This window comes from Piscinibacterium candidicorallinum, assembly GCF_047549485.1.
Lineage (GTDB): Bacteria > Pseudomonadota > Gammaproteobacteria > Burkholderiales > Burkholderiaceae_C > Piscinibacterium > Piscinibacterium candidicorallinum.
In genome coordinates this window covers 3,503,366-3,528,922 of sequence record NZ_CP180191.1, presented here as the reverse complement: position 1 = coordinate 3,528,922, position 25,557 = coordinate 3,503,366, and the positions used below count along the sequence as shown (strand labels likewise).

Below are 25,557 nucleotides of genomic sequence, written 5' to 3'. Positions count from 1 at the left end.
CTACTGGTACGACCGTGACACTGACGGCGCCACCGTCGGGAGCCGCCGGTGCCGATGTTCCGGTAAGCGTTTCGGTCACTGATGGGAATTCGCTGCCGGTAGCAGCGGCGCGCGTTGTCGTGAGTGTCAATGGCGCCGCGCAAGCGACAGCACTGGTCACCGGTTCGAACGGCCAAGCGAGCACCACAGTTCGCCCGACTGCGGGTGGAGTGCTCGAATTGGGTGCTACCGCCTTGGGTGCCTCTGCAACCGTCGCTCGGGTCACTATTTCCTCTGACGCCATGAGTGTCACAGTGAGTCCATCCACGTTGGTGCTTGGGGGCTCTGGAGGCCAAGTGAGCGTGAATTGGACGCAAAATGGTGTGCCAGTTAATCAGCAGATCCGGTTATCAACAACCAAGGGAATCTTGCGTCCAGCCGGCTCAACAACTGGGTCGCAGTCTATAGTGGTTGTTCCCGGTACCAATGTGGCGACATTGATCGACAACGGCGTCGTGGGCGATAGCGTCGTTACAGCCGCCGCTTTGTCCGGGGCTGTGAGCGCCTCCGTTACTGCGAGCTTCGCTTCTCAACAGCCCGGCTCCTTCAGCATTCAAGTTGCCTCCAACACGATTACGGGATCCACGGGCTCCGCTAAGGTTGATGCGTTTGTCGTCGATGCATCACCAAGTCGCAATCCCGTGCAGGGGGCGACGGTGAGCTTTTTCATCGTTGCCGATCCGACCGGCGGATCCTTGGATCAAGCAACTGCGGTCACTGACGGTGCGGGGCGCGCCTCGGTGACTTTCAGGCCGGGTTCCAGGCCAACATCCGGTACCGATGCCGTCGTCATTGGAGCAACCGTTGGCAGTTTAGGGACTGCCACGGCGACGCTGACAGTTGCCGGCGGACCCTTGTTTGTATCGATCGGTTTCGGTAATACAATTATTAAACCAACCGACACTGAATACCAAAAGGTTTTCAATATCCGTGTGACTAATAGCGCCGGTAATGCGGTGTCCGGCGCCGCTGTCACGGTACGCCTCCGCCCGGTGTCATTCCGCAAGGGTTATCTCGCGTTTTTCACTGGTGCTGGTGCTTCGGGTGTGTGGGACGCTGGTCTTGCAACGCCAACTAGTTTGCCGGAGTCGGCCCTCCCTCCTGGCCAGTTTATAGAGCGCCTTGGTTGGTATATTGAGTGTCCGAATGAAGATTATACCAACGATGGCATTCTGGATGGGTCCAAGGATTACAACTTGAGTGGAACGCTGGAGCCCCGACAGGTAGCGAGTGTTTTCTTCTCGTCCTCTGACGGTACTCCGCTTGGGGGTGGTGCGGCCACAGCGTCGGGCACTACGGCGGCTGATGGCTCTGCATACATATCTGTTCGCTACTCTCAGCGCTTTAGTCCTTGGGCGACATATGAAATACAGGTGTCAACGGCGGTTGGAGGGTCTGAAGGACGGGCTCAACTGGGGTACTTGCTGAGCGGAGCTGCGTCTGATTTCACAAACCAGCAGATTCCCCCAGCGGGAGCAGTCAGCCCCTTCGGTACTCGGTTGAACAGCTCTGCCACAGGCAGTTTCGTTCTTCCAAACGCCGGTGCTACCCCAAATTTCACTTGGCCATCAATGGCAGAAGGGTGTCGTCAAAAAGATTGAGCGCAGAGCAGTGTGGTGCCATCCTTGTCGGCATGATGGGCGCCGGCAAGTCCACTATTGGCCGCCGATTGGCGGCCAATTTGCGTTTACCCTTTCTCGATACGGACGGCGAGGTTGAGCGGCGCGCCGGCGTGACCATCAAGGAGATCTTTGCACGCGAAGGGGAGTCCGGCTTCCGCGGTCGCGAGACAAGGGTACTGATTGACTGTTTGAACCAGGCTCGACTCAATTCAGCTGTGATTGCAACGGGCGGCGGAATCGTCATGAACGATGCGAATCGCGAACTGCTGAAGTGTGCAGGGATCCCGATCTTCTACCTGCATGCGACTCCGGACGTGCTTTATGCGCGGCTTAAGAACGACCGAAAGCGGCCGTTGCTGCAAGACTCAGATCCACGTGCAACCATTGACCAACTCTACACACTGCGGGAATCCCTCTACCGAGAAGTGGCGAGCGTCGTGATCGACGTGTCCTCCCGCCAATCGACTGCGGTGGAACGAATTCAGCTCGCGCTCGATGGGCTTGGAGGTACGCGAAGTGAGTGTTGATGCACTAACGGTTGCGCTGGCAACACGCTCATATTCGCTCGACGTACGACCGGGTGTGGCCCGAAGTTGGCCCGCTGCTACCGCTGTGCGGCAAGCGTCCGCCCGGGTTGTGGTGACCAATAGGACGATCGCGGCTCTCTACCCGGAGCTGGTGGCTGGCACGCAATGCAACCTGCGTATCGAGCTCGAGGACGGCGAACGATACAAGACCGCGGACTCAGTTGATGTCATCCATTCGGCCTTGCTGCGTGCACGGTGCGATCGGAAGTGCATCATCGTCGCGGTCGGCGGTGGAGTGGTCGGCGATACGGCTGGCTTTGCCGCTGCAACCTACATGCGTGGCATCCCGTTCATCCAGGTGCCGACGACGCTGCTAGCTCAAGTCGACTCTTCGATTGGCGGGAAAACGGCGATCAATCATCCTCTCGGCAAGAACATGATTGGCGCATTTCATCAGCCAAGCGCGGTGTTCATTGACCCACTGCTGCTCAATACCTTGCCGGACGCGGAGCTCTCCGCCGGATTTGCCGAGATCATCAAGCACGCGCTGATCCGGGATGCCGCCTACCTAGACTGGCTGGAAGCGAACTCCGCTGGGCTGCTTGCCCGTGATCCAGAACTGCTGACGCACGCCATTCGAAGGTCCTGCGAGATCAAGGCGGCGATCGTTGAGGCGGACGAGTTTGAGACGGGCGAGCGAGCGTTGCTGAACCTTGGGCACACCTTTGGTCATGCACTTGAGGCGGTGCTCGGATTCGGGACGTGGCTGCATGGGCAGGCTGTGGGCTGCGGTTTGGTGCTGGCTACGGATATGTCCGCGCGACTCGGCCTCATTGACTCTGCCGCCGTAGCTCGCGTGCAGCGCATCGTCAGTGCATTCCGGCTGCCTGTTCGCGTGCCTGCACAGGCATCCACTTCAGCCCTCGTCGACGCCATGCTGCTCGACAAGAAGAACGAGGGTGGCAGGGTTCGATTCATTCTGCTCGAGGCCATCGGGCGCGGTGTCATCCGTCCTGAGTCCGTTGAGCTCGCTGCGCAGGTCATCGACGCTCATCGATGAGTGCAGTCGTGCCCCTGGCGCCCTATGCGGCACGATCTGCCGAGTCGCGCGGGCGCATTCATGCTGAAGCAGACGACCCGAATCGCCCTGCGTTCCAGCGGGATCGCGATAGGATTGTGCACTGCACGGCGTTTCGCCGCCTTGAGTACAAGACTCAGGTGTTCCTCAATCACGAGGGGGATCTCTTTCGTACGCGCCTGACGCATAGCATCGAAGTCGCACAGATCGGCAGATCCCTTGCACGACGGCTGCGTCTGAATGAGGATCTGGTCGAAGCAATCAGCCTTGCACATGACCTCGGTCACACGCCATTCGGGCATGCAGGACAGGATGCGTTGAACAGCTGCATGAAGGAACACGGAGGCTTCGAGCACAATCTTCAGAGCCTGCGCGTGGTTGATGTGCTCGAGGAGCGGTACGCCGCGTTCGACGGCCTGAATCTGACCTACGAAACTCGGGAGGGCATCCTCAAGCACTGCTCTCGTCGCAACGCGGAACAGTTGGGCGAGTTAGGTCGCCGCTTTATCAATGGTGGATCGCCTAGCCTGGAGGCACAGGTTGCCAACCTCGCCGACGAGATTGCGTACAACAATCACGATATTGATGACGGCTTGCGCAGTGGCTACATCAACCTCGATGATCTCGCAGAGGTGAAGCTTTGGGAGCAGCACGCGGGCGCTGTGCGCGAGCAATTCCCGGGCTGCACTGGGCGCAGACTGATCAGCGAGACGATCCGCAGGATGATCAGCGCGCAAGTGGACGACCTGACGCAGTCGACGAGCGTTGCCATTGAATCCGCGGGCGTGAGTCACGTGGACCAGGTCAGGGCGCTTTCAAAGCCCTTGGTGCAATTCTCCGTCCCGATGCGGGAGGATCTCACGCAGCTCAAGCAGTTCCTGTTCAACCGGCTGTACAAGCACTATCTCGTTCAAAGAATGACCGACAAGGCGCGCCGAATCGTGACGCAGCTGTTCGAGGCCTTTGCCAACGAGCCCCTGCTGCTGCCACCTGCTTATCAGTCTGCTGATCGGGCTGCGCAATACCGCAGCATCGCCGACTATGTGGCGGGCATGACGGACCGCTATGCCATGCGCGAATTCCGCAAGATCTTCTCCGCCAGCGAGCTGGAGTTGCGATGAAGAAGTACGAAACCAAACTTGAGCTCGATCCCAGCCTGCTCGAAGCGCACTCATCGAGCGCTGAGCATGAAGAAGCTGCTGTGCTTGATGGTCCTGGCGTTGAGCAGTTTGTCGCCTGTGACACTGCCAGCACAGCCGCGCTCGCTTTCTGGGAAGAGATCGTGGCCGATCTGGAGCAGATTCGTCCGAGACTCCGCCGTGCATTTGAGATGGACTCCGATCTCAACATCCGGAACCTGCGCTTGCTGAAGCCCAAGCTGGTGGTTCGGCACATGCGCATGCGCAACACTGAAGTTGTTCACCAACTGTTGATCAGCGCTGAACTTCGAGCCGAACAGCGCGTAAACACAACTCGTCCGGCGCGCACGGCCGAGCGACTGCGCCGCCGATTGCTGGATGCGTCCATCGAGTTTCGCGAGGAAGCCTATCGCGGCAAGAACCCAGGGGATGACATCCGCTTCGGCTTCGAGTTCGACTCGGTGATCCCCTGCGGTATCCGTCTGAGCTTCGACTACCTGTCAGCGCAGGTCGACTACCGGATCCAGAACATCGAGGTGCCGGGGCTGCGCGTGGGCACTTGGCCGGCTGATTTCGTCACTGAACGACTAATGGAAGAGCTTGCCCGGTGGATGCTCGACCAGCCCCACGGTCTCGATGTCAGCAAGCTCGGCGGGCCGGACGAGGACAGCACCGAGCTCGACCCGTCGGGCGCCAGGGCGACGCGCAAGTTCGGTCACTGACGCGGCGATCGCCCCGAAGCCTGACTACATTTCCCGACTTTGCTGCAAAGCAGCAGCGGCGGCGTGTATATTCCGCCGACGCTCACAAGGCGGCTTTGACCATCATCTCGCTCGGATTCCGCAAGTCAGGACACCCGGGATGGCACAAAGCCGCCTTTTTTGTCCGCATGGTTATGCGTTTGGCGCATAACCCAATGAAAATCTGAACATAGAGCAGGATCGACCATGCAATCGCTCGACGCCCACGCCGCCTCGCAACCCGCCGCCCAACATGCCCACGCGCCGAGCCAAGACACGCTCGACGCCGCAGCGCAACACGGCATGTACCGGAGCGACGCCGAGAAAGACGCCTGTGGCGTCGGCTTCGTGGCGCACATCAAGGGCAAGAAGACCCACGACATCGTCCAACAAGGCCTGGCCATCCTGCGCAACCTGGATCACCGCGGCGCGGTGGGCGCCGACCCCCTGTGCGGCGACGGTGCCGGCATCATGATCCAGATTCCGCACGAGTTCTACGCGGAAGACATGGCAAAGGTCGGCGTCGAGCTACCTGCGCCTGGCGAGTACGGCGTCGGCATGATCTTCCTGCCCAAGGAGAGCGCGTCTCGCCTGGCCTGCGAAGAAGCGCTCGAGCGTGCTGTGCGCGCCGAGGGTCAGACCGTGCTGGGTTGGCGCGACGTCCCTGTGGACGATGCCATGCCGATGAGCCCCTTCGTGCGCGGCAAGGAACCCGCCATCCGCCAGATCTTCATCGGCCGCGGTCAAGACGTCATGGTGACGGATGCCTTCGAGCGCAAGCTCTATGTGATCCGCAAGACAGCCAGCCACGCCATTCAGGCGCTCAAGCTCAAGCACGGCAAGGAGTACTTCGTGCCGTCGATGTCGGCGCGCACCATCGTCTACAAGGGTTTGCTGCTCGCCGATCAGGTCGGCATCTATTACAAGGACCTAGCCGACCAACGCTGCGTATCGGCGCTGGCGTTGGTGCACCAGCGCTTCTCAACCAACACCTTCCCGGAGTGGCCGCTGGCGCACCCCTACCGGCTGATCGCGCACAACGGCGAGATCAACACGGTCAAGGGCAACTTCAACTGGCTGCGCGCGCGCGAAGGCGTCATGAAGTCCGCCGTGCTCGGTGACGATCTCAAGAAGCTCTATCCGATCGTGTACGAGGGCCAGAGCGACACCGCCACCTTCGACAACTGCCTTGAGCTGCTGCTCATGGCCGGCTACTCCATCGAGCACGCCGTGATGATGATGATCCCGGAAGCGTGGGAGCAGCACACACTCATGGACAAGCAGCGCCGCGCGTTCTATGAGTATCACGCGGCCATGATGGAGCCCTGGGACGGCCCGGCGGCGATTGCCTTCACCGATGGCCGCAAGATTGGCGCCACGCTCGACCGCAACGGCCTGCGTCCGGCGCGCTACTGCATCACCGATGACGACCTTGTCGTCATGGCCTCCGAATCGGGCGTGCTCCCCATTCCGGACACCAAGATCAAGAAGAAGTGGCGTCTGCAGCCGGGCAAGATGTTCCTGATCGACCTCGAGCAGGGTCGCATCATCGACGACAAGGAACTCAAGGACCAGCTGGCCAACAGCAAGCCCTACAAGCAGTGGATCGACATGATCCGCGTCAAGCTTGACGAGGTGCCGCCGCAGCCCGATGACGGTCCGCGCACCGATGTGTCCCTGCTCGATACCCAGCAGGCCTTCGGCTACACGCAGGAGGACCTCAAGTTCCTGATGAACCCCATGGCGGTTGCTGGCGAAGAGGCCATCGGCTCGATGGGCAACGACTCGCCATTGCCGGTGCTGTCAGACAAGAACAAGAACCTCTACGCCTACTTCAAGCAGCTGTTCGCGCAGGTAACCAATCCGCCGATCGACCCGATCCGCGAGCAGCTCGTGATGTCGCTGGTCAGCTTCATCGGCCCGCGTCCGAACCTGCTGGACATCCACAACATCAACCCGCCCCTGCGTCTGGAGGTGGATCAGCCGGTGCTCGACTTCGAGGACATGGCCAAGATCCGCCACATCGAGACGCTCACCCGCGGCAAGTTCAAGAGCCACTATCTGGACATCACCTATCCGGTGCAGTGGGGCAAGGACGGCGTGGAGGCACGTCTGGCCTCGTTGTGCGCGCAGGCCGTAGACGCCGTGCGAAGCGGCTACAACATCCTCGTCATCAGTGACCGCACGGTGCGCGCCGACCATGTCGCCATCCCGGCACTGCTGGCCACCAGCGCCATTCACCAGCATCTCATCAAGGAAGGCCTGCGCTCGTCCACCGGCCTCGTGGTCGAGACGGGTTCTGCTCGTGAAGTGCATCACTTCGCGCTGCTGGCCGGCTACGGCGCCGAGGCTGTTCACCCGTGGCTGTCCCTGCATACGCTGCTGGACATCAACGCCTGGGCGCGAGATCTGCCCGACAGTTTCTCGCCCGACAAGGCCATCAAGAACTACACCAAGGCCGTGGGCAAGGGCCTGCAGAAGGTCATGTCCAAGATGGGCATCTCGACCTACATGAGCTACTGCGGCGCGCAGATCTTCGAAGCTGTGGGCCTGTCGCGTGCCTTCGTGGACCGCTACTTCAAGGGCACCGCCACGCAGGTCGAAGGCATCGGCATCTTCGAGGTGGCCGAGGAAGCGCTGCGCATGCACAAGGCGGCATTCAGCAATGACCCGGTGCTGGCCGAGATGCTCGAGGCCGGCGGCGAATACGCCTGGCGCGTGCGTGGCGAAGACCACATGTGGACACCGGACGCCATTGCCAAGCTGCAGCACGCCACGCGTGCCAATGCCCAGGACAAGTACCGCGAGTACGCCGCGATCATCAATGACCAGTCGCGCCGTCACATGACCCTGCGCGGCCTGTTCGACTTCAGGTTCGACCAGTGCACGCCGATCCCGATCGACGAGGTCGAGCCTGCCAAGGAGATCGTCAAGCGCTTTGCCACGGGGGCCATGTCCCTGGGTTCCATCTCCACCGAGGCGCATGCCACCCTGGCCGTGGCCATGAACCGCATCGGCGGCAAGAGCAATACCGGCGAAGGCGGCGAGGACGAAGCGCGCTACCGCGCCGAAATGCGTGCCGGCGCCTCACCCGTCAAGGATGGCGACACGATGGCCAAGTGGCTGCCGCTGGCCGAGATGAAGGTCGACATGCCGCTGAAGGCCGGCGACTCCCTGCGCAGCAAGATCAAGCAGGTGGCTTCCGGACGCTTCGGCGTCACGGCGGAATATCTCTCCAGCGCGGACCAGATCCAAATCAAGATGGCCCAGGGCGCCAAGCCGGGTGAAGGCGGCCAGCTGCCGGGTCACAAGGTCTCGCCCTACATCGGCAAGCTGCGCTATTCCGTGCCGGGCGTCGGTCTGATCTCGCCGCCGCCGCACCACGACATCTATTCGATCGAAGACCTCGCCCAGCTGATCCACGACCTGAAGAACGCGAACCCGCGCGCCGGCATTTCGGTCAAGCTGGTGAGTGAAGTGGGCGTGGGTACGGTGGCTGCGGGTGTGGCCAAGTGCAAGGCTGATCATGTGGTGATTGCCGGGCATGACGGCGGCACGGGCGCCTCGCCGGTGTCCTCGATCAAGCATGCCGGCACGCCCTGGGAGCTGGGGCTGGCCGAGACGCAGCAGACCTTGGTGCTCAACCGCCTGCGCGGTCGCGTGGTGGTGCAGGCGGACGGCCAGATGAAGACCGGGCGCGACGTGGTCGTGGCGGCGCTACTGGGTGCCGACGAAATGGGCTTTGCGACGGCGCCGCTGGTCACTGCCGGCTGCATCATGATGCGCAAGTGCCACCTGAACACCTGCCCGGTGGGGGTGGCCACGCAGGACCCGGTGCTGCGTGCCAAGTTCCAGGGCAAGCCCGAGTACGTCGTGAACTACTTCTTCTTCGTGGCCGAGGAAGTGCGCGAGCTCATGGCCAAGCTGGGCATCCGCAAGTTCGACGAGCTTATCGGCCGCGCGGACCTGCTGGATACCCGTCGCGGCATCGAGCACTGGAAGGCGCGCGGGCTCGACTTCTCGCGCATCTTCTACCGCCCCGAGCTGGGCGCCGACGTGCCGGTGCGCGCCACCGAGGCGCAGGACCACGGCCTGGAAAAGGCGCTCGACAACGTGCTGATCGAGCGCAGCCGCAATGCGCTGGAGCATCAGGAGCGCGTGAGCTTCATCCAACCGGTGAAGAACATCAATCGCACGGTGGGTGCACGCCTGTCGGGCGAGGTGGCCAAGCGCTACGGCCACGAGGGGCTGCCGGACGACACCATCCACATCCAGCTGCAGGGCACGGCGGGCCAGAGCTTTGCAGCCTTCCTGGCGCGCGGTGTGACGCTCGATCTCGTGGGCGAAGCCAACGACTACGTGGGCAAGGGCCTGTCGGGCGGGCGCGTGATCGTGCGCGTGCCCACCGTGTTCCGCGGCAAGGCCGAAGAGAACATCATCGTCGGCAACACCGTGCTGTATGGAGCCATCGACGGTGAAGCCTTCTTCAACGGCGTGGCCGGCGAGCGCTTTGCCGTGCGCAACTCTGGCGCCACGGCGGTGGTGGAAGGCACGGGTGACCACGGCTGCGAGTACATGACCGGCGGCACGGTGGTGGTGCTGGGCGCGACCGGCCGCAACTTTGCCGCAGGCATGAGCGGCGGGATCGCCTATGTGTATGACGACGACGCGAGCTTTGCCGGCCGCTGCAACCCCGCCATGGTCGAGCTGGAGAAGGTGCTGCCCGCTTCCGAGCAGGAGGCCAAGGTCGAGCGTGCCGTCTGGCACCGCGACCAGACGGACGAAACCCAGCTCAAGGCCCTGATCGAGCGGCACTTCAAGCTCACCGGCAGCGAGCGCGCGCGCTTCCTGCTGGACCACTGGACCGTGGCCCGCAGCAAGTTCGTGAAGGTCTTCCCGAACGAATACCGCCGCGCGCTCAAGGAAATGGCCTCGAAGAAGACCGCAGTGGTCTGAACACCACCGCACATTCGCTCAACCGATTCAAAGAGATACGCACATGGGCAAGACCACCGGATTCCTCGAGATCGAACGACTCGAAGAGCACTACGAAGAACCGAAGGCACGCGTCAAGCACTGGAAGGAGTTCGTGCTGCGCCTGTCCGATGCCGACGCGGCCAAGCAGGGCGCGCGCTGCATGGACTGCGGCATTCCCTTCTGCAATAACGGCTGCCCGGTCAACAACATCATTCCGGACTTCAATGATCTGGTGTACCGGCAGGACTGGAAGAATGCGCTGACCGTCCTGCATAGCACCAACAACTTCCCCGAGTTCACGGGCCGCATCTGCCCCGCGCCCTGCGAGGCGGCCTGCACTCTGAACATCGAGGACAAGCCGGTGGGCATCAAGTCCATCGAGCACGCCATCATCGACAAGGGCTGGGAAGAAGGCTGGGTGCTGCCGCAGCCACCCAAGTCCAAGACCGGAAAGAAGGTGGCTGTGGTCGGCTCCGGTCCGGCGGGCCTGGCGGCGGCGCAGCAGCTCGCGCGAGTCGGTCACGATGTGACCGTGTTCGAGAAGAACGACCGCATCGGTGGCCTGCTGCGCTACGGCATCCCCGACTTCAAGATGGAGAAGCAGCTCATCGACCGCCGCGTGGTGCAGATGCAGGCCGAGGGCGTGACGTTCAAGACCGGTGTGTTCGTGGGCAAGGCCCCGCTGCCTGCCGGCATCAACAACTACGCCACCAAGCACGTGCCGCCCGAGGACCTGCTCGCGCAGTTCGACGCGGTCATTCTGGCCGGCGGTGCCGAATACCCGCGCGATCTGCCGGTGCCCGGTCGTGAGCTCAAGGGCATTCATTTCGCGATGGAGTTCCTGGCGCCGCAGAACAAGGTCAACGCCGGCGACAAGATGCCCGAGCGCATCATGGCCACCGGCAAGCAGGTGGTCGTGATCGGTGGCGGCGATACCGGCAGTGACTGCGTGGGCACCAGCAACCGCCACGGCGCCAAGGCGATCACGCAGCTCGAGGTGATGCCTCAGCCGCCTGAGAAGGAAAACAAGCTGCTGTCCTGGCCCTACTGGCCGCTGAAGCTGCGCACCTCCTCCAGCCACGAGGAAGGCGTGGACCGCGAGTTCGCCATCACCACCAAGCGCTTCGAGGACGATGGCAAGGGCCATGTGAAGGCGCTGGTCACGGCGCGCGTGGAGTTCAAGGACGGCAAGATGGTCGAGGTGCCGGGCAGCGAGCAAACCATCCCCGCCGATCTCGTGCTCTTTGCCATGGGCTTTGTGAGCCCGGCGCAGCCCGTGCTGGATGCCTTTGGCGTGCAGAAGGACAACCGCGGCAACGCCCAGGCCGGCACCGAGGCCGATACCGGCTACCGCACCAACCTGCCCAAGGTCTTTGCCGCCGGTGACATGCGGCGCGGCCAGTCGCTGGTGGTGTGGGCGATCAGGGAAGGCCGCCAGGTGGCACGCGAGGTCGACCTGTTCCTGATGGGCGAGTCTGCCTTGCCGCGCTGAGCGGGCTGTCAAGATTGAACCCTGCGAACGGGACGCGATCGGGCGTCCCGTTTGCTTTGGGCTCTGTGTGACCGTTGCACCGTACCGACTGCATGCCTCGGCCCTGCTGTCTGCCGCGCCGCGCGCTGCTAAGGTTTCGGTTCATGACGAATGCAGTGCTTCGATCCGCGACGCGCGCCCGCGTCCTGGCGGTGTGTCTGATGGGCCTTGGCGCACTCCTGGCCGGCCTTCACGCCTTCGCCGCCGCGGCGGCAGAACCCGCCGCCGTGCTCACCATCGCGCGGCCTGCACCGCCGGCTGCCAAGGACGAAAGCCCTTGGGTGAGCAGCCCTGGCTGGCCCGCCGGGCAGCGCGTGATCGTCACCGCGACTGACAGCGGGCGCGTGGCCCGCGCGACGACGCAGGCACCGGCGCGAGAGGGTGGTGCGCTGTTCTCGATGTCGCTGGCCCGTGCACTGCAGATGGATGCGACGCGCGCAGCGCCCCTGCTGATCCGCGCTGACCCGGATACCCGCGGCGACGCCCGCCGTGCACCGAGCACCGGCCTGCCGCCCGGCCTGCGCGGCGGTGCAGATGTTGCTGCGCTGCCCCTGCCCGCCGAACTGGGTGTCAGTGCAGAAGCGAGCGCCGCATCGGCCCCAGCCGCCTCAACGGCCCCGGCCACCCCGAGCGTTGGACCCGCGGCGCCGGCCACCGCTGCTGCTGCGATTGCCCCGGCACCCACCCCGGCATCCACCCCAGCGGCACGCGCCAGCACATCCGCCGCAGGCGCAGGCGGCGCCTTGTATCTGCAAGTCGGCGCCTTTGCCGAAGAGCCCAAGGCCTGGAACGTGTTCTCGATGGTGCGCCGCATGGCCTGGCCGCCGGACGTCCGGCCTGAGGTGTATTTCAGCGAGGGCCTGAGCCGCGTGCGCATCGGCCCCTTTGCCAACGCACAGGATCGCGACGCGGCGCGGGCGCGCCTGCGCGAGGTGCTGGGCGACACACCGATCGATCTGGTGCGGTGATCTGCATGGGGTCCGCCGTCTCGCGCCCTGGCGTGCAGCGAAGCGCTTTCGCGCAGTACCCCTGCCGCTTTTCGCTTGTCTGGTGCGGTTCTTCAGGTCAATGCCTTGAAGACGCGCATCCAGCAAGCGTCTTCAGGCAGATGCCCTGGAAACCCGCACCAGACAAGCGAAAAGCGGCAGCTGCCTGGTTGAAGCGCAGGAGCGCGGCATGAGTGCCGCAGCGCTGTGGCGCCGCCCGCGCTTCTGGCTCGTGCTGATGGCGGGGCTGGCCTTCGCATGCGGCGTGGCCTTCATCGTTGCCACACAGCTGCTCAAGCGCCAGGTGGAATCGGCCCTTGGCCCGCAGGCCAGTGTGGGGCGCATTGGCGTGAGCTGGCAGGGCGTGGTGCTGAGTGATGTCGTGGTCGCGGCCGCCAGCGCCGGCTGGCCTGCGGCGGACGAGCTGCGCGCCAAGCGCGTGCGTGTGCTGCCGCAGCTCTCCAGCCTGTTCAGTGACGAAGTACGCATCGCGCGCGTGGTGATCGAAGGCGGCGAGCTGACCGTGCTGCGCCGCGCGGACGGTGAGCTGGTGCTGCTGCCCGGCCTGCTGCAGCGCAAGCCCGCGGCGCCCGCGCGCGCAGCCACGCCGCCCGGAGCCAAAGCGGCTGCCGCGGGCTCAGTCCAAGGCGAGGGCCCGGCCGTGCGCGTGGAGCGCATCGATCTGGTGGACTGCGCCGTGGCGTTCTTCGATGCCAGCGTGCGCCGCCCGGCGCTGGCCCTGCGGCTGGACCCGATCAAGGCGCGCTTCGGGCCGCTGGCGTGGCCGAGTCTGGAGGGGCAGAGCACGCTGGATGTGCAGGCCACCCTGCGTGCAGCCGGCACGGCACCAGCCGCCGCAGGAACCGCCACCGCGAACGCGGCGGCTGCGTCCTCGAGCACCGAGGTCAGCGGCTCTGCACAGTCCAGCAATGCCACCCAGAACGCAGGCGGCGCGGTGCGCCTGCAGGGCTGGATCGAACTGGCCAGCCGCGACATGGAGCTGGACGCGGCGCTGCGCCATGTGGACCTTCGTGCGCTATCTCCATATCTGCTCAAGCCGGGCGAGGGCGGCGTGCGCAGCGGCACGCTCGATCTCGATCTGCGCAGCGCGGTGAAGGCGCAGCAGCTGCGCGCACCCGGCACGCTGACGCTGCGGCAACTGGATCTGAACAGCGGCAGCGGTGCGTCCGGCGCCTTCATGGGTGTGCCGCGTTCGGCGGTGCTCGCAGCGCTGAAGAACGACCGCGGTCAGATCGTGATCAAGTTCACGCTCGCCGGACGGCTCGATGACCCACGCTTCTCGCTCAACGAGAACCTGCTCGGCAAGATGACCCTCGGTCTGGCCGAAGGTCTGGGGCTGAACATAGAGGAGTTCGCACGCCTGCTCGGCGGCGCAGGTCAGAGCGCAGTGCAAAGCGTGGGCGAGGCGGCGCGCAAGCTGCTTGGGCGCTGAGCACGGCGCGCGCCACTCATCCAGTTCTGCGCGGTTCCGTCCGTCCGTCCCGGTGAGGCTGCCGCAGATCGACCGGCGCAATGCGTCGCGCCTCGAGCGACCACACATGTCGCCATGCGCACTGTGCTGGCGCGCCAGTCTGTCAGTCCACTGACGGCAAGCGCTCAATCCATGCGCTGAAACCATTTGGCGGCGCTTTGGCCTCGCGCTTTTGCGCCGCGCTGCCTATGGTGAAAGAACCCGGTCACGGCGCGCAAAGGTGTCCTTTCAGGCGCGCGAGACCGCCAGCCAAGGAGCAGCGTTCAAATGGATCGCACACAACAACTGTCCTCTCACACCGTTGCCGGCCCGATCCGGATCTGCCAGCCGGAGGCCGCGCAGCGCCGCCTCAGCCCGGACAGCCCGGCGCTGGACGTGATGACCGATCTGGCGCGCGTGCCCGCCGCCATCATCGACACGCACACCCAGATCGGCGAGGCCGAGCGCACCATGCGCCAGCGCGGCGTGCGCATGCTGCTGGTCACCGAGCAGGACCTGCTGGCCGGCGTGATCACCGCCACCGATCTGCTGGGCGAGCGGCCGATCCGCCTGGCGCAGGAGCGTCGCATGCGCCATGCCGAGCTGCAGGTGGGCGATGTGATGACGCCCATGTCGCGGCTTGAGGCGCTGCTGCTGCATGAGGTGGAGCACGCGCGCGTGAGCGAGGTGATCGCCAACCTGCGCGAGCACAACCGCCAGCACGCAGTGGTGCTGGATGTAGACGCGCAGGGCCGTCAGCGCGTGCGCGGCATCTTTTCGCTCTCGCAGATCGCGCGGCAGCTGGGCGTGACGCTGGAGCTGAGCCACGCGGCCACGAGCTTCGCGGAGATCGAGGAAGCGCTGGCGCATTGAGCGCTGCATCAGGCTGCGCCGGGCGCGGGTTCTGCACGGCGGCATGCCTGGTTCCGCTTGTTCCATGCGGTTCTTCAGGGTGTTGCCTTGAAGAACCGCATCCACCAAGCGTCTTCAGAGAGGGTGCCTGAAGAGGGCCACCAGGCAAGCGGATTCAGGCCACCGGCCTGAAGAAGTGCACCAGCACTGCGGAAACGCCACTGTGCACGTGCGCGGCGCCTAGGCAGTCTGCACGGCGCCGGCCGCAGCCAGCGCAATCGCTTCGCCCTGGTCCATCGCCAAGCGCACCTGCGCGCGCGGCACATCCAGCGCAAAGCCCTGCGCCGCGAGCCAGTCGGCATCGAAGTAGGTGCGCCCGTAGCGCTCGCCGGCGTCGCACAGGATGGCGACGATCGAGCCGGTTTCGCCGCGCTGCTTCATCTGCTGCGCCGCCCACAGCGCGGCTGCGAGGTTGGTACCCGTGGAGCCGCCGACGCGCCGACCCAGGCGTGCGCTCAGCTCATGCGCTGCAGCGATTGAGAGCGCATCGGGCACCTTGACCATCGCGTCGATGATGCTTGGCAGAAAGGAGGCCTCCACCCGCGGCCGGCCGATGCCTTCGATGCGCGAACCCTGCTCGGCCGTCAGGCTGCAGTCGCGCGTGCGGTAGTGGTCGAAGAACACGCTGTGCTCGGGGTCGGCCACCAGCACGCGCGTGGGGTGCTGGCGGTAGCGCACGAAGCGGCCCAGTGTGGCTGCTGTGCCGCCAGTGCCAGCGCCAGTCACGATCCACGTGGGCACGGGGTGCGGCTCCAGCGCCATCTGCTCGAACAGGCTTTCGGCAATGTTGTTGTTGCTGCGCCAGTCCGTGGCCCGCTCCGCGTAGGTGAACTGGTCCATGTAGTGGCCGCCGGTCTCGCGAGCGATCTGCGCGGCGCGGGTATAGACCTGCGCGGAGTGCGCCACAAGATCGCAGCGCCCGCCGTAGAACTCGATCGCGGCGATCTTCTCGGCCGAGGTGCTCGCCGGCATCACGGCCACGAAGGGCAGGCCGAGCAGGCGCGCGAAGTAGGCCTCGGAAATCGCCGTGGAGCCGCTGGACGCTTCCACCACCGTGCTGCCCTCGCGCAGCCAGCCGTTGCACAGGGCGTAGAGAAACAGCGAGCGCGCGAGGCGGTGCTTCAGGCTGCCGGTGGGGTGGCTGCTCTCGTCCTTGAAATACAGGTCGATGCCCGCAAAGCCGGGCAGCGCCACGGCAATGAGATGCGTGTCGCTGGAGCGGCGAAAGTCCGCTTCGATCTTGGCAATCGCGTGGCGCGTCCAGTCCATGGGGCTTGAATGTCCTGCGTTGGGCAGCCTGCCGGGCTGCGCGATGTGGGGTCGATGGGGGAGGACCGCTACTTCGCGGCTGTGGCGTCGCGCGTGAGCTTGGCGTCGTAGAGCGCCTGGTCGGCGCGCAGCAGCACCTGCTCGAAGCTGGTATCGGCGTCCTTGCAGCGTGACAGGCCGATCGACACCGTAATCATGACGGGTTGGCCGCGCCAGTTCACCGGCGTAGCTGCCACCAGCTTGCGGATGCGTTCGATGATCTGCATGCCATCGGCCTGACTCACGCCGGGCAGGCCGATGGCGAATTCCTCGCCGCCGATGCGGCCCACTACATCGCCAGGGCGGATGCAGGCCTGCACTCGGGAGGCAAAGGACTCCAGCACCCGGTCACCAGCCGCGTGACCGAGGGCGTCATTGATGCGCTTGAAGTGGTCCAGATCGGCCACGGCCACGCAGTAGGAACTCTGGCCGCGCTGCACCTTGGCGTGTTCGCGCGCCATTGCGTCCATGAAGGCGCGCCGGTTCATCAGCCCGGTGAGCGAGTCGGTGTAGGCCAGATCCTGCAGCACCTGGCGGTAGCGCTCGTTGACGGCCAGGATGAAGGCCAGGGTCATGAAGACCAGCGCAAACATGCTGCCCACGCCGTGCGCAATGTTGATCGGATGCTGCGAGAACACGCTGTCGGCCACCGGCGAGGTGGCAAAGGCGAGCGCCCGCGCGCTGGCCAGCAGCATCATGGTCACCGTGAGCACGAGCATGATCCCCCAGCCGATGCCGCGGTTGCCGCGGGTCTCGCGCAGCAGCAGCCAGGTCTTGATGCCGAACAGCACCAGGAGCACGCCCGTGTAGACGTATACGCGCCCCTGGATGCCTGCGCCAAGCGCATAAATGATGCAGTAGATGACGCTGCACAGCAGGGCGATGCCGTAGATCGGCCGCGCCAGATCGCTGCGGTGGTAGAAGCGCGCCACACCATGGGCGTTGGCTGCCAGTGCCACATAGAGCATCACGTTGGCCAGCAGGAAGCTCAGGATCTCGGGCACATGGTCGCGCAACGCGATCAGCAGCGAGGCGACCGCAAAGGCGATGGCTGACCAGCCGGTTTCCAGCAGGCCGCGCACCGAACTGGGCGCCGAACGCTGCATCAGCAGCACGATGGCGCCCATCGCCAGCCCCAGGAGGGCGGCGATCATGAACATGGTGCGGATATCAAAGGCCACGGTCTGCCTGCGACGCGGCCTGCGTCTTCTCAAGGAGCATCACGCAGAAAGATACCCGCTCGGCCGCTTCGGCACGCTCGGTCAGGCGTGAAACACGCGCATTCCTTGACCGGGATTTGCCTGAATTGCGCGGCAGCCCGCTCCGGCGCCCGCTCAGTAGCGCGCTGTAAGGCCCTCGATCATGCGGCAGGCCTCGCGGTATTCGCCGGCCAGACGTGCCACCCGTTCGCGCACAGGAACGATGGCGTCCACGGCGCCAATGCCCTGGCCGCAGCCCCAGATGTCCTTCCAGGCCTTCTTGGCTTCGGTACCGCCCGAGCCGAAGTTCATCTTGCTTGGATCGCTCTCGGGGAGGTGATCCGGATCGAGACCTGCCGCGACGATGGAGGGCTTTAGGTAGTTGCCGTGCACGCCGGTGAACAGGTTGGTGTAAACGATGTCGTCCGCCTTGCAGTCAACCACGGCCTGCTTGTAGTCGTCGGCGCAGCGCGCTTCCTCGGTGGCGATAAATGCGCTGCCGATGTAGCCGTAGTCCGCGCCCATGGCCTGGGCGGCAAGCACGGCGCGGCCGGTGGCGATCGAGCCCGAGAGAAGCAGTGGGCCGTCGAACCACTGGCGGATCTCCTGCACCAGTGCAAACGGCGAGAGCGTGCCCGCGTGGCCGCCCGCACCGGCTGCGACGGCGATGATGCCGTCAGCACCCTTCTCGATCGCCTTGCGTGCAAAGCGGTCGTTGATGATGTCGTGCAGGGTGTAGCCGCCGTAGCTGTGCACGGCGGCGTTCACGTCCTCACGCGCGCCCAGGCTGGTGATGACGATGGGCACCTTCCACTTCACGGTCATCTCCAGGTCGTGCTCGAGCCGGTCATTGCTCTTGTGCACGATCTGGTTGATGGCAAATGGCGCAGCCGGCCGGTCCGGGTTGGCCTTGTTGTGCGCGTCCAGGGTCTCGGTGATCTCGTGCAGCCATTCATCGAGCTGGCTGGCCGGGCGCGCGTTGAGCGCCGGAAAGCTGCCCACCACGCCGGCCTTGCACTGCTCAATCACCATCTTCGGGTTCGAGAGGATGAACATCGGGCTGGCGATCACCGGCACAGACAGGCGATCCTTGAGCAGGGCGTGCAGCGACATTGCAGAAACTCCTGAAAAACGAACGATCGTTCGAAAACAGCGGGCAATCGTAGCAGCCGTCCATGGCAGCGGGAATGCGTGTGTTTGAACCCCGGCTCGGTTTTGGCATCGTATGCACCCATGAAGCATCTGCGCGTCCTGCTGGCGGCCCTGGTGGCTGTGCTCGTCATCGGTGGCTGCGCCAGTCTGGACACTGCGCAGCGCAAGGCCATCTTCCGCGTCGAGGAAGGTGCGCCGCGCTGGTCGCGCGAGGCGCCGGCCGGCACCGAAGTGTTCGACCTCAAGCTGGGCAGCGAGACCGTCCGCACTTGGTACCTGCCCGCGGCCGCGCCGAGTGCGCCCACGCTGCTTTACCTGCACGGTGCGCGCTGGAACCTGAACGGCAGCGTGTTCCGCATCGAGCGCTGGCAGCAGATGGGTTTCAACGTGCTGGCCATCGACTACCGGGGCTTTGGCGCCTCCAGCCCCCGTGTGCCGTCGGAAGAGTCTGCCTACGAAGATGCGCGCCTGGCCTTCGAGGAACTGAAGCGCCGCGAGCCAAGGGCGGATCAGCGGTACGTGTATGGCCACAGCCTCGGTGGCGCGATCGCCATCGATCTCGCCACGCGCAAGGACACACAGGGCCAGTTTGCAGGCCTGATCGTGGAAGCCAGCTTCACCCGCATTGCCGACCTGGTGCGCGAGTTCAAGTGGGGCTGGGTGCCAGGCTTGAGCCTGCTCATCACGCAGGACTTCGATTCACTAGCCAAGGTCCGCGAGCTGAACAAGCCGGTGCTCTTCATCCATGGCACACGCGACGGCGTGATCCCCTACCGCATGAGTGAGCAGCTCTACGCCGCTGCGCAGAAGGCGCCGGCTTCGGCCCGGCAGCTTCTGATCGTGGAGGGCGGCAACCACAGCGGCTTTTCCACCATGGGCAACGCGGAGTACCGCGCCACCGTGGAGCGCTTCATCAGCGCAACGCAGCAGGTGCGCAGCGGCCGATCCAGCTGAGTGGATCGCCTACCAGTTGATCGGCGCCTCGCCCCGCGCGCTCAGCCAGGCATTGACCTGACCGAAGTGCCCGCAGCCGATGAAGGGCACCGGCGGCCGCCGCGCCGACAGGGGCGAAGGATGGTTGGCGCAGAGCACCAGATGCTGCGGCCCGATCAGCGCACGCTTCTTCTGCGCTGGTGCGCCCCAGAGCAAAAAGGCCAGTGGCCGCGCTTGCTGGCCCAGCCAACCGATGAGTTCGTCGGTGAACGTTTCCCAGCCCAGCGCCGCATGGCTCGCCGCGGCGCCGTCTTCCACGGTGAGCACGGTGTTCAGCAGCAGAACGCCTTGCTGAACCCATCGGCTGAGGTCGCCGCTACCTGGCAGTGGTGTACCGAACTCGCGGCTGATCTCGGTGTAGATGTTGCGCAGGCTGGGCGGCAGCTTCATGCCGACGGGCACCGAGAAGGCGCGACCCTGTGCCTGCCCGGCGCCGTGATACGGGTCCTGCCCGAGCACCACGACACGCGCTGCAGCCGGGTCAAGTTCGTGCAGCGTGGCAAAGGGTTGCGGCGGGTAGATCGTGGCGCCCGCCGCACGTCGTGCGTCCACCGTGGCGCACAGCTCCATCTTCATGCTGCTCGCAAGAAATCGCGGTGCCAAGGCTTGCCAGTCGGAGGGCAGTGCGTCGAAGCACCGCGCGAGCGGCACACTGAGTGCAGCCGGATCTGCGCCACCGAACAAATCGCGAGTAATCGTCATCAGGCAAACAGCCGCGCCAGCTCGGTGCCGGGGTCGGCCGCGCGCATGAAGGCTTCGCCCACCAGAAAGGCATGCACGCCGGCGGCGCGCATCTTCGCCACATCGCCCGGTGTGTGGATGCCGGACTCCGTGACCACCAGCCGGTCCGCAGGGATCTGTGCCAGCAGATTCAGCGTAGTGTCGAGGGTGACGTCGAAGGTACGCAGATTGCGGTTATTGATGCCCACAAGCGGCGTCTTGAGGGTGAGCGCCACATCGAGCTCGGCCGCGTCATGCACCTCCACCAGCACATCCAGGCCGTAGTGCGCCGCGCAGGCCTCCAGATCGTGCAGCGCGGATGCGTCGAGCGCCGCCACGATCAGCAGGATGGCATCGGCACCCATGGCAGCCGCCTCGGCCACCTGGTACTCGTCGATGATGAAGTCCTTGCGGATCACAGGCAGCGTGCAGACAGCGCGCGCCTGGCGCAGGTAGTCCGCGCTGCCCTGGAAGTACTGCACGTCCGTCAGCACGGACAGGCAGATGGCGTGATGCAGCGCATAACTGTGCGCAATCACGGCGGGGTAGAACGGGTCGCGCATCACGCCCTTGCTCGGACTGGCCTTCTTCACCTCCGCGATCACGGCGGCATGGCCTGCGGCGACGCGGGCCTGCATGGCCTGTGCAAAGCCGCGCTGCTGCCCGCGCCGGGCTTCGCCCTGTGCGCGGACGTCGGCCAGCGGGCGGATCTTCAGGCCGGATGCGATCTCCTCGCGCTTGGTGGCGAGGATCCGGGTCAGGATGTCGCTCATAGGCTCGAACTTGCGTTGAAGGCTACGAAGTCGTCCAGCTTGCGTCGTGCCGCGCCGGAGCGGATCGCCTCGCGTGCAAGCACAATGCCCGCCGGGATGTCGGCGGCCACATTCGCGGCATAGAGCGCGACGCCTGCGTTGAAGATCACGATGTCGCGCGGCGTGCCCGGTGTGTCGCCCAGCGCTTCGAGCAGCATGGTTTTGGATTCCGCCGCGTCCAGCACCTTCAGGCCGCGGTTGCTGAACATCGCCAGACCGAAGTCCTCTGGGTGGATTTCGTACTCCTGGACTTCGCCGTTCTTCAGTTCACCCACCATGGTGGCGGCACCGAGCGACACCTCGTCCATGCCGTCCTTGCCGTAGACCACCACGGCATGCTCGGCGCCCAGGCGCTGCAGCACGCGCACCTGGATGCCCACCAGATCCGGGTGGAACACGCCCATCAGGATGTTGGGTGCGCCCGCCGGGTTCGTCAGGGGCCCGAGGATGTTGAAGATGGTACGTACGCCAAGCTCCTTGCGGATCGGGGCGACGTTCTTCATGGCCGGATGGTGGTTCGGCGCGAACATGAAGCCCAGCCCGAGCTTGTCGATGCATTCGGCAATGCGTGCGGGGGACTGATTGAGGTTCACGCCCAGGGCCTCGAGCACATCGGCGCTGCCGCTCTTGGAAGACACGCTGCGCCCGCCATGCTTGGCTACCTTGGCGCCGGCCGCCGCGGCGACGAACATGCTGGCCGTGGAGATGTTGAAGGTGTGTGCAGCATCCCCACCGGTGCCGACCACATCGACCAGATGGGCGTGGGACTGCACCGGCACCTTGGTGGCGAATTCGCGCATGACCTGGGCTGCCGCGGTGATCTCGCCGATGGTTTCCTTCTTCACGCGCAGGCCCGTGAGGATGGCTGCCGTCATGGCCGGCGAGATCTCACCACTCATGATCATGCGCATGATCTTGACCATCTCGTCATGGAAGATCTCGCGGTGCTCGATGGTGCGTTGCAGGGCTTCGTTCGGGGTGATGGGCATGGTGGGGCTCCGCGCTCAGTGGGCGCTCGCAGTGGCGGCAGATTGGTTCAGGAAGTTGCGCAGCAGGTCACGCCCGTACTCCGACAGGATGGACTCCGGGTGAAACTGCACGCCCTCGACGGCGTGGATCTTGTGCTTCACGCCCATGATCTCGCCATCCTCGGTCCAGGCGGTGACCATCAGCTCGGCCGGCAGGCTCTCGCGCTCGATGGCGAGCGAGTGGTAGCGCGTGACCGTAAAGCTGCGCGGCAGATTGGCAAACACCCCTTGCTGCTTGGTCTCGATGGCGTCGGTCTTGCCATGCATGACCTTGCGGGCCTTGATCACCTTGCCACCGAAGGCCTCGCCAATCGCCTGGTGGCCCAGACACACGCCGAGCACCGGCAGCTTGCCGGCAAAGTGGCGGATGGTGGCAATCGAGATGCCGGCCTGCGCGGGTGCACAGGGCCCCGGGCTGATGCAGATGCGGTCCGGCCGCAGCGTCTCGATGGCCTGCGGCGTGGTCTCGTCATTGCGGAACACACGCACGTCCTCGCCGAGCTCGCCGAAGTACTGCACGAGGTTGTAGGTAAAGCTGTCGTAGTTGTCGATCATCACCAGCATGGTTCAGACCTTCGCAAAGTAGTTCTTGATCTCGGCCACCACGCGGTCGATGTCGGCACCGCTCACATCCAGATGCGTCACCATGCGAGTGCCGTAGAGCACCTGAATCAGAATGCCGCGCGCCTTGAGATGCGCTTCCAGCGGCACGCAGTGCGCCTGCGGGAACTGCGCAAACACCATGTTGGTCGCGCAGTCCGTCACGCTCACTTCGTCGATGCTGCGCAGACCCTCGGCCAGGAAAGCAGCGTTGGCATGGTCCTCGGCCAGTCGATCGATGTGGTGGTCCAGCGCGTAGAGCAGGGCCGCGGCCAGAATGCCGGCCTGGCGCATGCCGCCACCTGCCACCTTGCGCCAGCGGAAGGCGCGCTCCAGCAGTGCCTTGCTGCCCACCAGCACCGAGCCCACCGGGCAGCCCAGCCCCTTGGAAAAGCAGATCGACACCGAATCAAAGCCGGCGCAGGTCTCGCGCAGGCTTTCGCCATTGGCCACCGATGCATTGGCCACACGCGCGCCGTCCAGGTGCAGGCTCAGGCCGCGGCTGCGGGCCAGCTCCTGCGCGGCCCTCACGTAGTCGCGCGCCAGCACCTTGCCGTTGAAGGTGTTCTCAAGCGCCAGCAGGCGCGAGCGCGCAAAGTGCGCACCCAGGCCGGGGCCATGGTGCTTGATGGCGGCAGCAATCTTCTCCAGTGGCAGCGTGCCGTCCGGCGCGTGCTCGATGGGCTGCGGCACGATCGAACCGAGCACCGCCGCACCGCCGCCCTCGTACTTGTAGGTATGTGCCAGCTGGCCGACGATGTATTCGTCGCCACGCTCGCAGTGCGCCATCAGGGCGCACAGATTGCTCATGGTGCCGCTGGGCATGAAGAGCGCGGCCTCGAAGCCCGTGCGCTCGGCCACCACGGCCTGCAGGCGCTGCACGGTCGGGTCGTCGCCCCACACGTCGTCGCCCACCTCTGCGGCGAGCATCGCCGCACGCATGGCGGCGGTGGGGCGGGTGACGGTATCGCTGCGCAGGTCAATCACAGTTCGGCCTCCAGTCCTTCCTGCACACGCTCCGCGGCGCGGAACAGCGCACGGGCCTTGGCTTCGGTTTCCTGCCACTCGGCCTCTGCATCCGAGTCGTAGACGATCCCCGCGCCGGCGCTGGCATGCAGGAAGCCGTCCTTGACCACGCCGGTGCGGATGGCAATCGCCACGTCCATGGCGCCGGAATAGGACAGGTAGCCCACCGCGCCGCCATACAGGCCGCGCTTGACGGGCTCGAGTTCATCAATGATTTCCATGGCGCGCACCTTGGGTGCGCCCGAGAGCGTGCCCGCGGGGAAGGTGGCGCGCAGCAGGTCCATGCTGGTCATGCCCGGCTTGAGCACGCCCTGCACATTGCTCACGATGTGCTGCACATGGCTGTACTTCTCGATGCCCATGGTCTCGGTGACCTTGACTGTACCCGTCTGGGCCACGCGGCCGACGTCATTGCGGGCGAGGTCGATCAGCATCACGTGTTCGGCGCGCTCCTTGGGGTCGGCCAGCAGCTCGGCGGCCAGGCGCTCGTCCTCCGCTGTGGTGGCGCCGCGCTTGCGCGTGCCGGCAATCGGCCGGACGGTGGCCAGGACCTCGGGCTTGCCGCCGGATTCCACCGGCTCCTGCCGCACGAGAATCTCGGGCGATGAGCCGACGATGTGGAACTCGCCCTTGCCGGCTGCCTCGGGCGCCATGCGGTAATAGAACATGTAGGGCGAGGGGTTGATGGAGCGCAGCGCGCGGTACAGGGTGAGCGCGGACTCCGGAAACTGCATGGAGAGCTGCTGCGCGATCACGACCTGCATGCAGTCGCCGTCGATGATGTAGTCGCGGCAGCGCTGCACGGCGGCCTTGAAGTCCTCCTTGGGCCAGCTGCGGCGCACCTCCTGCACCACGCTCGCCCCCAGGTGGGAGCGGTGCGGCGCATTCGCCAGCTTGGCCTTCAGTTCGCGCAGGCGGCTGCGCGTGCGGGTGTAGGCGTCCGGCGTGCGCGGGTCGGCATAGACGATCAGGTAGAGCTTGCCGGCGACGTTGTCCACCACCGCCAGCTCGTCGCAATGCAGCAGCATGATGTCGGGCATGTCGATGCCGCCGGGCTTGTCGGTGGCCGCCAGCTTCTTCTCGATCAGACGCACCGTGTCGTAGCCGAAGTAGCCGGCCAGGCCGCCGCAGAAGCGCGGCAGCCCCGGGCGCATGGCGACCTTGAAGCGCGCGAGATACGCGGCGATGAAATCGAGCGGGTTGCCGCGGTCCTCCTCGACCACGGCGTGGTTCTTCAGCACCTGCGTGTGATGGCCCGCGGCGCGGATGCTGACCTTGAGCATCGTGCTGGCCGGCAGGCCGATGAAGCTGTAGCGCCCGAAGCGCTCGCCGCCCACCACGCTCTCGAGCAGGAAGCTGTTGGCCGTGTTGGCGAGCTTCAGGTACAGCGACAGCGGGGTGTCGAGGTCCGCCATGGTCTCGGCGATCAGCGGGATGCGGTTGTAGCCCTGGGCGGCGAGGGCGTTGAATTCGAGTTCGGTCATGGCTGTTCGCAAGGGCTTTCCGCTTGTCTGGCGCGGGTTTCCAGCCATTTTGGCTTGGAAAGGCGCACCAGCGCTGGATCTACGCGGTCAGATCCGGGTGTGGAGATGCTTCGGGGTGCTTGCTCTTGAGGCGGGCAGCGGCAAGCGGCTGCGAGGGGGTCTGGTCGGTGCGGTCAGCACCACCAGAACGAGACACGCCACCACCCGGCGCAG

At 65.1% G+C, this 25,557-nt stretch carries 20 protein-coding genes; 11 read left to right on the top strand and 9 right to left on the bottom strand.

What is annotated here, in order from left to right:
• Positions 1-341 precede the first annotated feature (341 nt).
• The 10 genes from ACMDW7_RS15900 (at position 342) to ACMDW7_RS15855 (ending at position 14,983) form a co-directional block, all read left to right on the top strand.
• Positions 342-1,640 (top strand): hypothetical protein, encoded by a 1,299-nt coding sequence (locus ACMDW7_RS15900; protein ID WP_377302699.1) that lies wholly within the window; start codon positions 342-344, stop codon positions 1,638-1,640.
• Positions 1,637-2,188, top strand: coding sequence for a shikimate kinase (locus ACMDW7_RS15895; RefSeq protein ID WP_377302701.1), 552 nt, complete (start codon positions 1,637-1,639; stop codon positions 2,186-2,188). The genes ACMDW7_RS15900 and ACMDW7_RS15895 overlap by 4 nt, the downstream gene beginning before the upstream one ends.
• Positions 2,157-3,248 (top strand): 3-dehydroquinate synthase, encoded by a 1,092-nt coding sequence (gene aroB, locus ACMDW7_RS15890; RefSeq protein WP_377302703.1) that lies wholly within the window; start codon positions 2,157-2,159, stop codon positions 3,246-3,248. The genes ACMDW7_RS15895 and aroB overlap by 32 nt, the downstream gene beginning before the upstream one ends.
• Positions 3,245-4,387 carry a deoxyguanosinetriphosphate triphosphohydrolase gene (locus ACMDW7_RS15885; RefSeq protein WP_377302705.1) on the top strand — a complete coding sequence of 381 codons (1,143 nt, stop codon included), beginning with the start codon at positions 3,245-3,247 and terminating at the stop codon, positions 4,385-4,387. Before aroB ends, ACMDW7_RS15885 begins: the two co-directional genes overlap by 4 nt.
• Entirely contained in the window at positions 4,384-5,127 is a 744-nt protein-coding gene (locus ACMDW7_RS15880) for a hypothetical protein (RefSeq protein WP_377302707.1), read from the top strand. Before ACMDW7_RS15885 ends, ACMDW7_RS15880 begins: the two co-directional genes overlap by 4 nt.
• A gap of 321 nt (positions 5,128-5,448) precedes the next feature.
• Entirely contained in the window at positions 5,449-10,101 is a 4,653-nt protein-coding gene (locus tag ACMDW7_RS15875; protein ID WP_377304226.1) for a glutamate synthase-related protein, read from the top strand.
• 43 nt (positions 10,102-10,144) lie between these two features.
• The gene (locus tag ACMDW7_RS15870) at positions 10,145-11,614 is read left to right on the top strand and encodes a glutamate synthase subunit beta (protein ID WP_377302709.1); all 1,470 of its coding nucleotides are present in this window, start codon (positions 10,145-10,147) and stop codon (positions 11,612-11,614) included.
• A 143-nt stretch (positions 11,615-11,757) separates the two neighbouring features.
• Positions 11,758-12,621, top strand: coding sequence for an SPOR domain-containing protein (locus ACMDW7_RS15865; RefSeq protein WP_377302711.1), 864 nt, complete (start codon positions 11,758-11,760; stop codon positions 12,619-12,621).
• Positions 12,622-12,829: 208 nt separating this feature from the next.
• Positions 12,830-14,092, top strand: coding sequence for a DUF748 domain-containing protein (locus ACMDW7_RS15860; RefSeq protein ID WP_377302713.1), 1,263 nt, complete (start codon positions 12,830-12,832; stop codon positions 14,090-14,092).
• A 306-nt stretch (positions 14,093-14,398) separates the two neighbouring features.
• Positions 14,399-14,983 carry a CBS domain-containing protein gene (locus tag ACMDW7_RS15855; RefSeq protein ID WP_377302715.1) on the top strand — a complete coding sequence of 195 codons (585 nt, stop codon included), beginning with the start codon at positions 14,399-14,401 and terminating at the stop codon, positions 14,981-14,983.
• Between the two features lie 219 nt (positions 14,984-15,202).
• On the opposite strand, the gene ACMDW7_RS15850 is transcribed toward ACMDW7_RS15855, so the two are convergent.
• From ACMDW7_RS15850 to ACMDW7_RS15840, 3 genes are all read right to left on the bottom strand, one after another.
• Entirely contained in the window at positions 15,203-16,291 is a 1,089-nt protein-coding gene (locus tag ACMDW7_RS15850; protein ID WP_377302717.1) for a PLP-dependent cysteine synthase family protein, read from the bottom strand.
• Positions 16,292-16,359: 68 nt separating this feature from the next.
• Positions 16,360-17,490 (bottom strand): GGDEF domain-containing protein, encoded by a 1,131-nt coding sequence (locus ACMDW7_RS15845; RefSeq protein ID WP_414859577.1) that lies wholly within the window; start codon positions 17,488-17,490, stop codon positions 16,360-16,362.
• A gap of 174 nt (positions 17,491-17,664) precedes the next feature.
• Positions 17,665-18,642, bottom strand: coding sequence for an NAD(P)H-dependent flavin oxidoreductase (locus tag ACMDW7_RS15840; protein WP_377302721.1), 978 nt, complete (start codon positions 18,640-18,642; stop codon positions 17,665-17,667).
• A gap of 120 nt (positions 18,643-18,762) precedes the next feature.
• On the opposite strand from ACMDW7_RS15840, the gene ACMDW7_RS15835 reads away from it, so the two are divergent.
• Positions 18,763-19,635 carry an alpha/beta hydrolase gene (locus tag ACMDW7_RS15835; protein ID WP_377302723.1) on the top strand — a complete coding sequence of 291 codons (873 nt, stop codon included), beginning with the start codon at positions 18,763-18,765 and terminating at the stop codon, positions 19,633-19,635.
• 9 nt (positions 19,636-19,644) lie between these two features.
• Here the strand turns inward: ACMDW7_RS15835 and ACMDW7_RS15830 are convergent, their stop codons facing one another.
• The 6 genes from ACMDW7_RS15830 to trpE are packed head-to-tail and all read right to left on the bottom strand — an operon-like array spanning position 19,645 to position 25,344.
• Positions 19,645-20,376 carry a uracil-DNA glycosylase gene (locus ACMDW7_RS15830; RefSeq protein ID WP_377302725.1) on the bottom strand — a complete coding sequence of 244 codons (732 nt, stop codon included), beginning with the start codon at positions 20,374-20,376 and terminating at the stop codon, positions 19,645-19,647.
• Positions 20,376-21,167 (bottom strand): indole-3-glycerol phosphate synthase TrpC, encoded by a 792-nt coding sequence (trpC, locus tag ACMDW7_RS15825; protein WP_377302727.1) that lies wholly within the window; start codon positions 21,165-21,167, stop codon positions 20,376-20,378. Before trpC ends, ACMDW7_RS15830 begins: the two co-directional genes overlap by 1 nt.
• Complete coding sequence (gene trpD, locus ACMDW7_RS15820) at positions 21,164-22,195, bottom strand: anthranilate phosphoribosyltransferase (RefSeq protein WP_377302729.1); 1,032 nt, start codon at positions 22,193-22,195, stop codon at positions 21,164-21,166. The genes trpC and trpD overlap by 4 nt, the downstream gene beginning before the upstream one ends.
• 15 nt (positions 22,196-22,210) lie before the next feature.
• Positions 22,211-22,798 (bottom strand): anthranilate synthase component II, encoded by a 588-nt coding sequence (locus ACMDW7_RS15815; protein WP_377302731.1) that lies wholly within the window; start codon positions 22,796-22,798, stop codon positions 22,211-22,213.
• A 3-nt stretch (positions 22,799-22,801) separates the two neighbouring features.
• Positions 22,802-23,821, bottom strand: a complete 1,020-nt coding sequence (ltaE, locus tag ACMDW7_RS15810; RefSeq protein WP_377302733.1) for a low-specificity L-threonine aldolase — start codon at positions 23,819-23,821, stop codon at positions 22,802-22,804.
• On the bottom strand, positions 23,818-25,344 hold the full coding sequence (gene trpE / locus ACMDW7_RS15805; protein WP_377302735.1) for an anthranilate synthase component I: 1,527 nt from the start codon (positions 25,342-25,344) through the stop codon (positions 23,818-23,820). Before trpE ends, ltaE begins: the two co-directional genes overlap by 4 nt.
• Positions 25,345-25,557 lie beyond the last annotated feature (213 nt).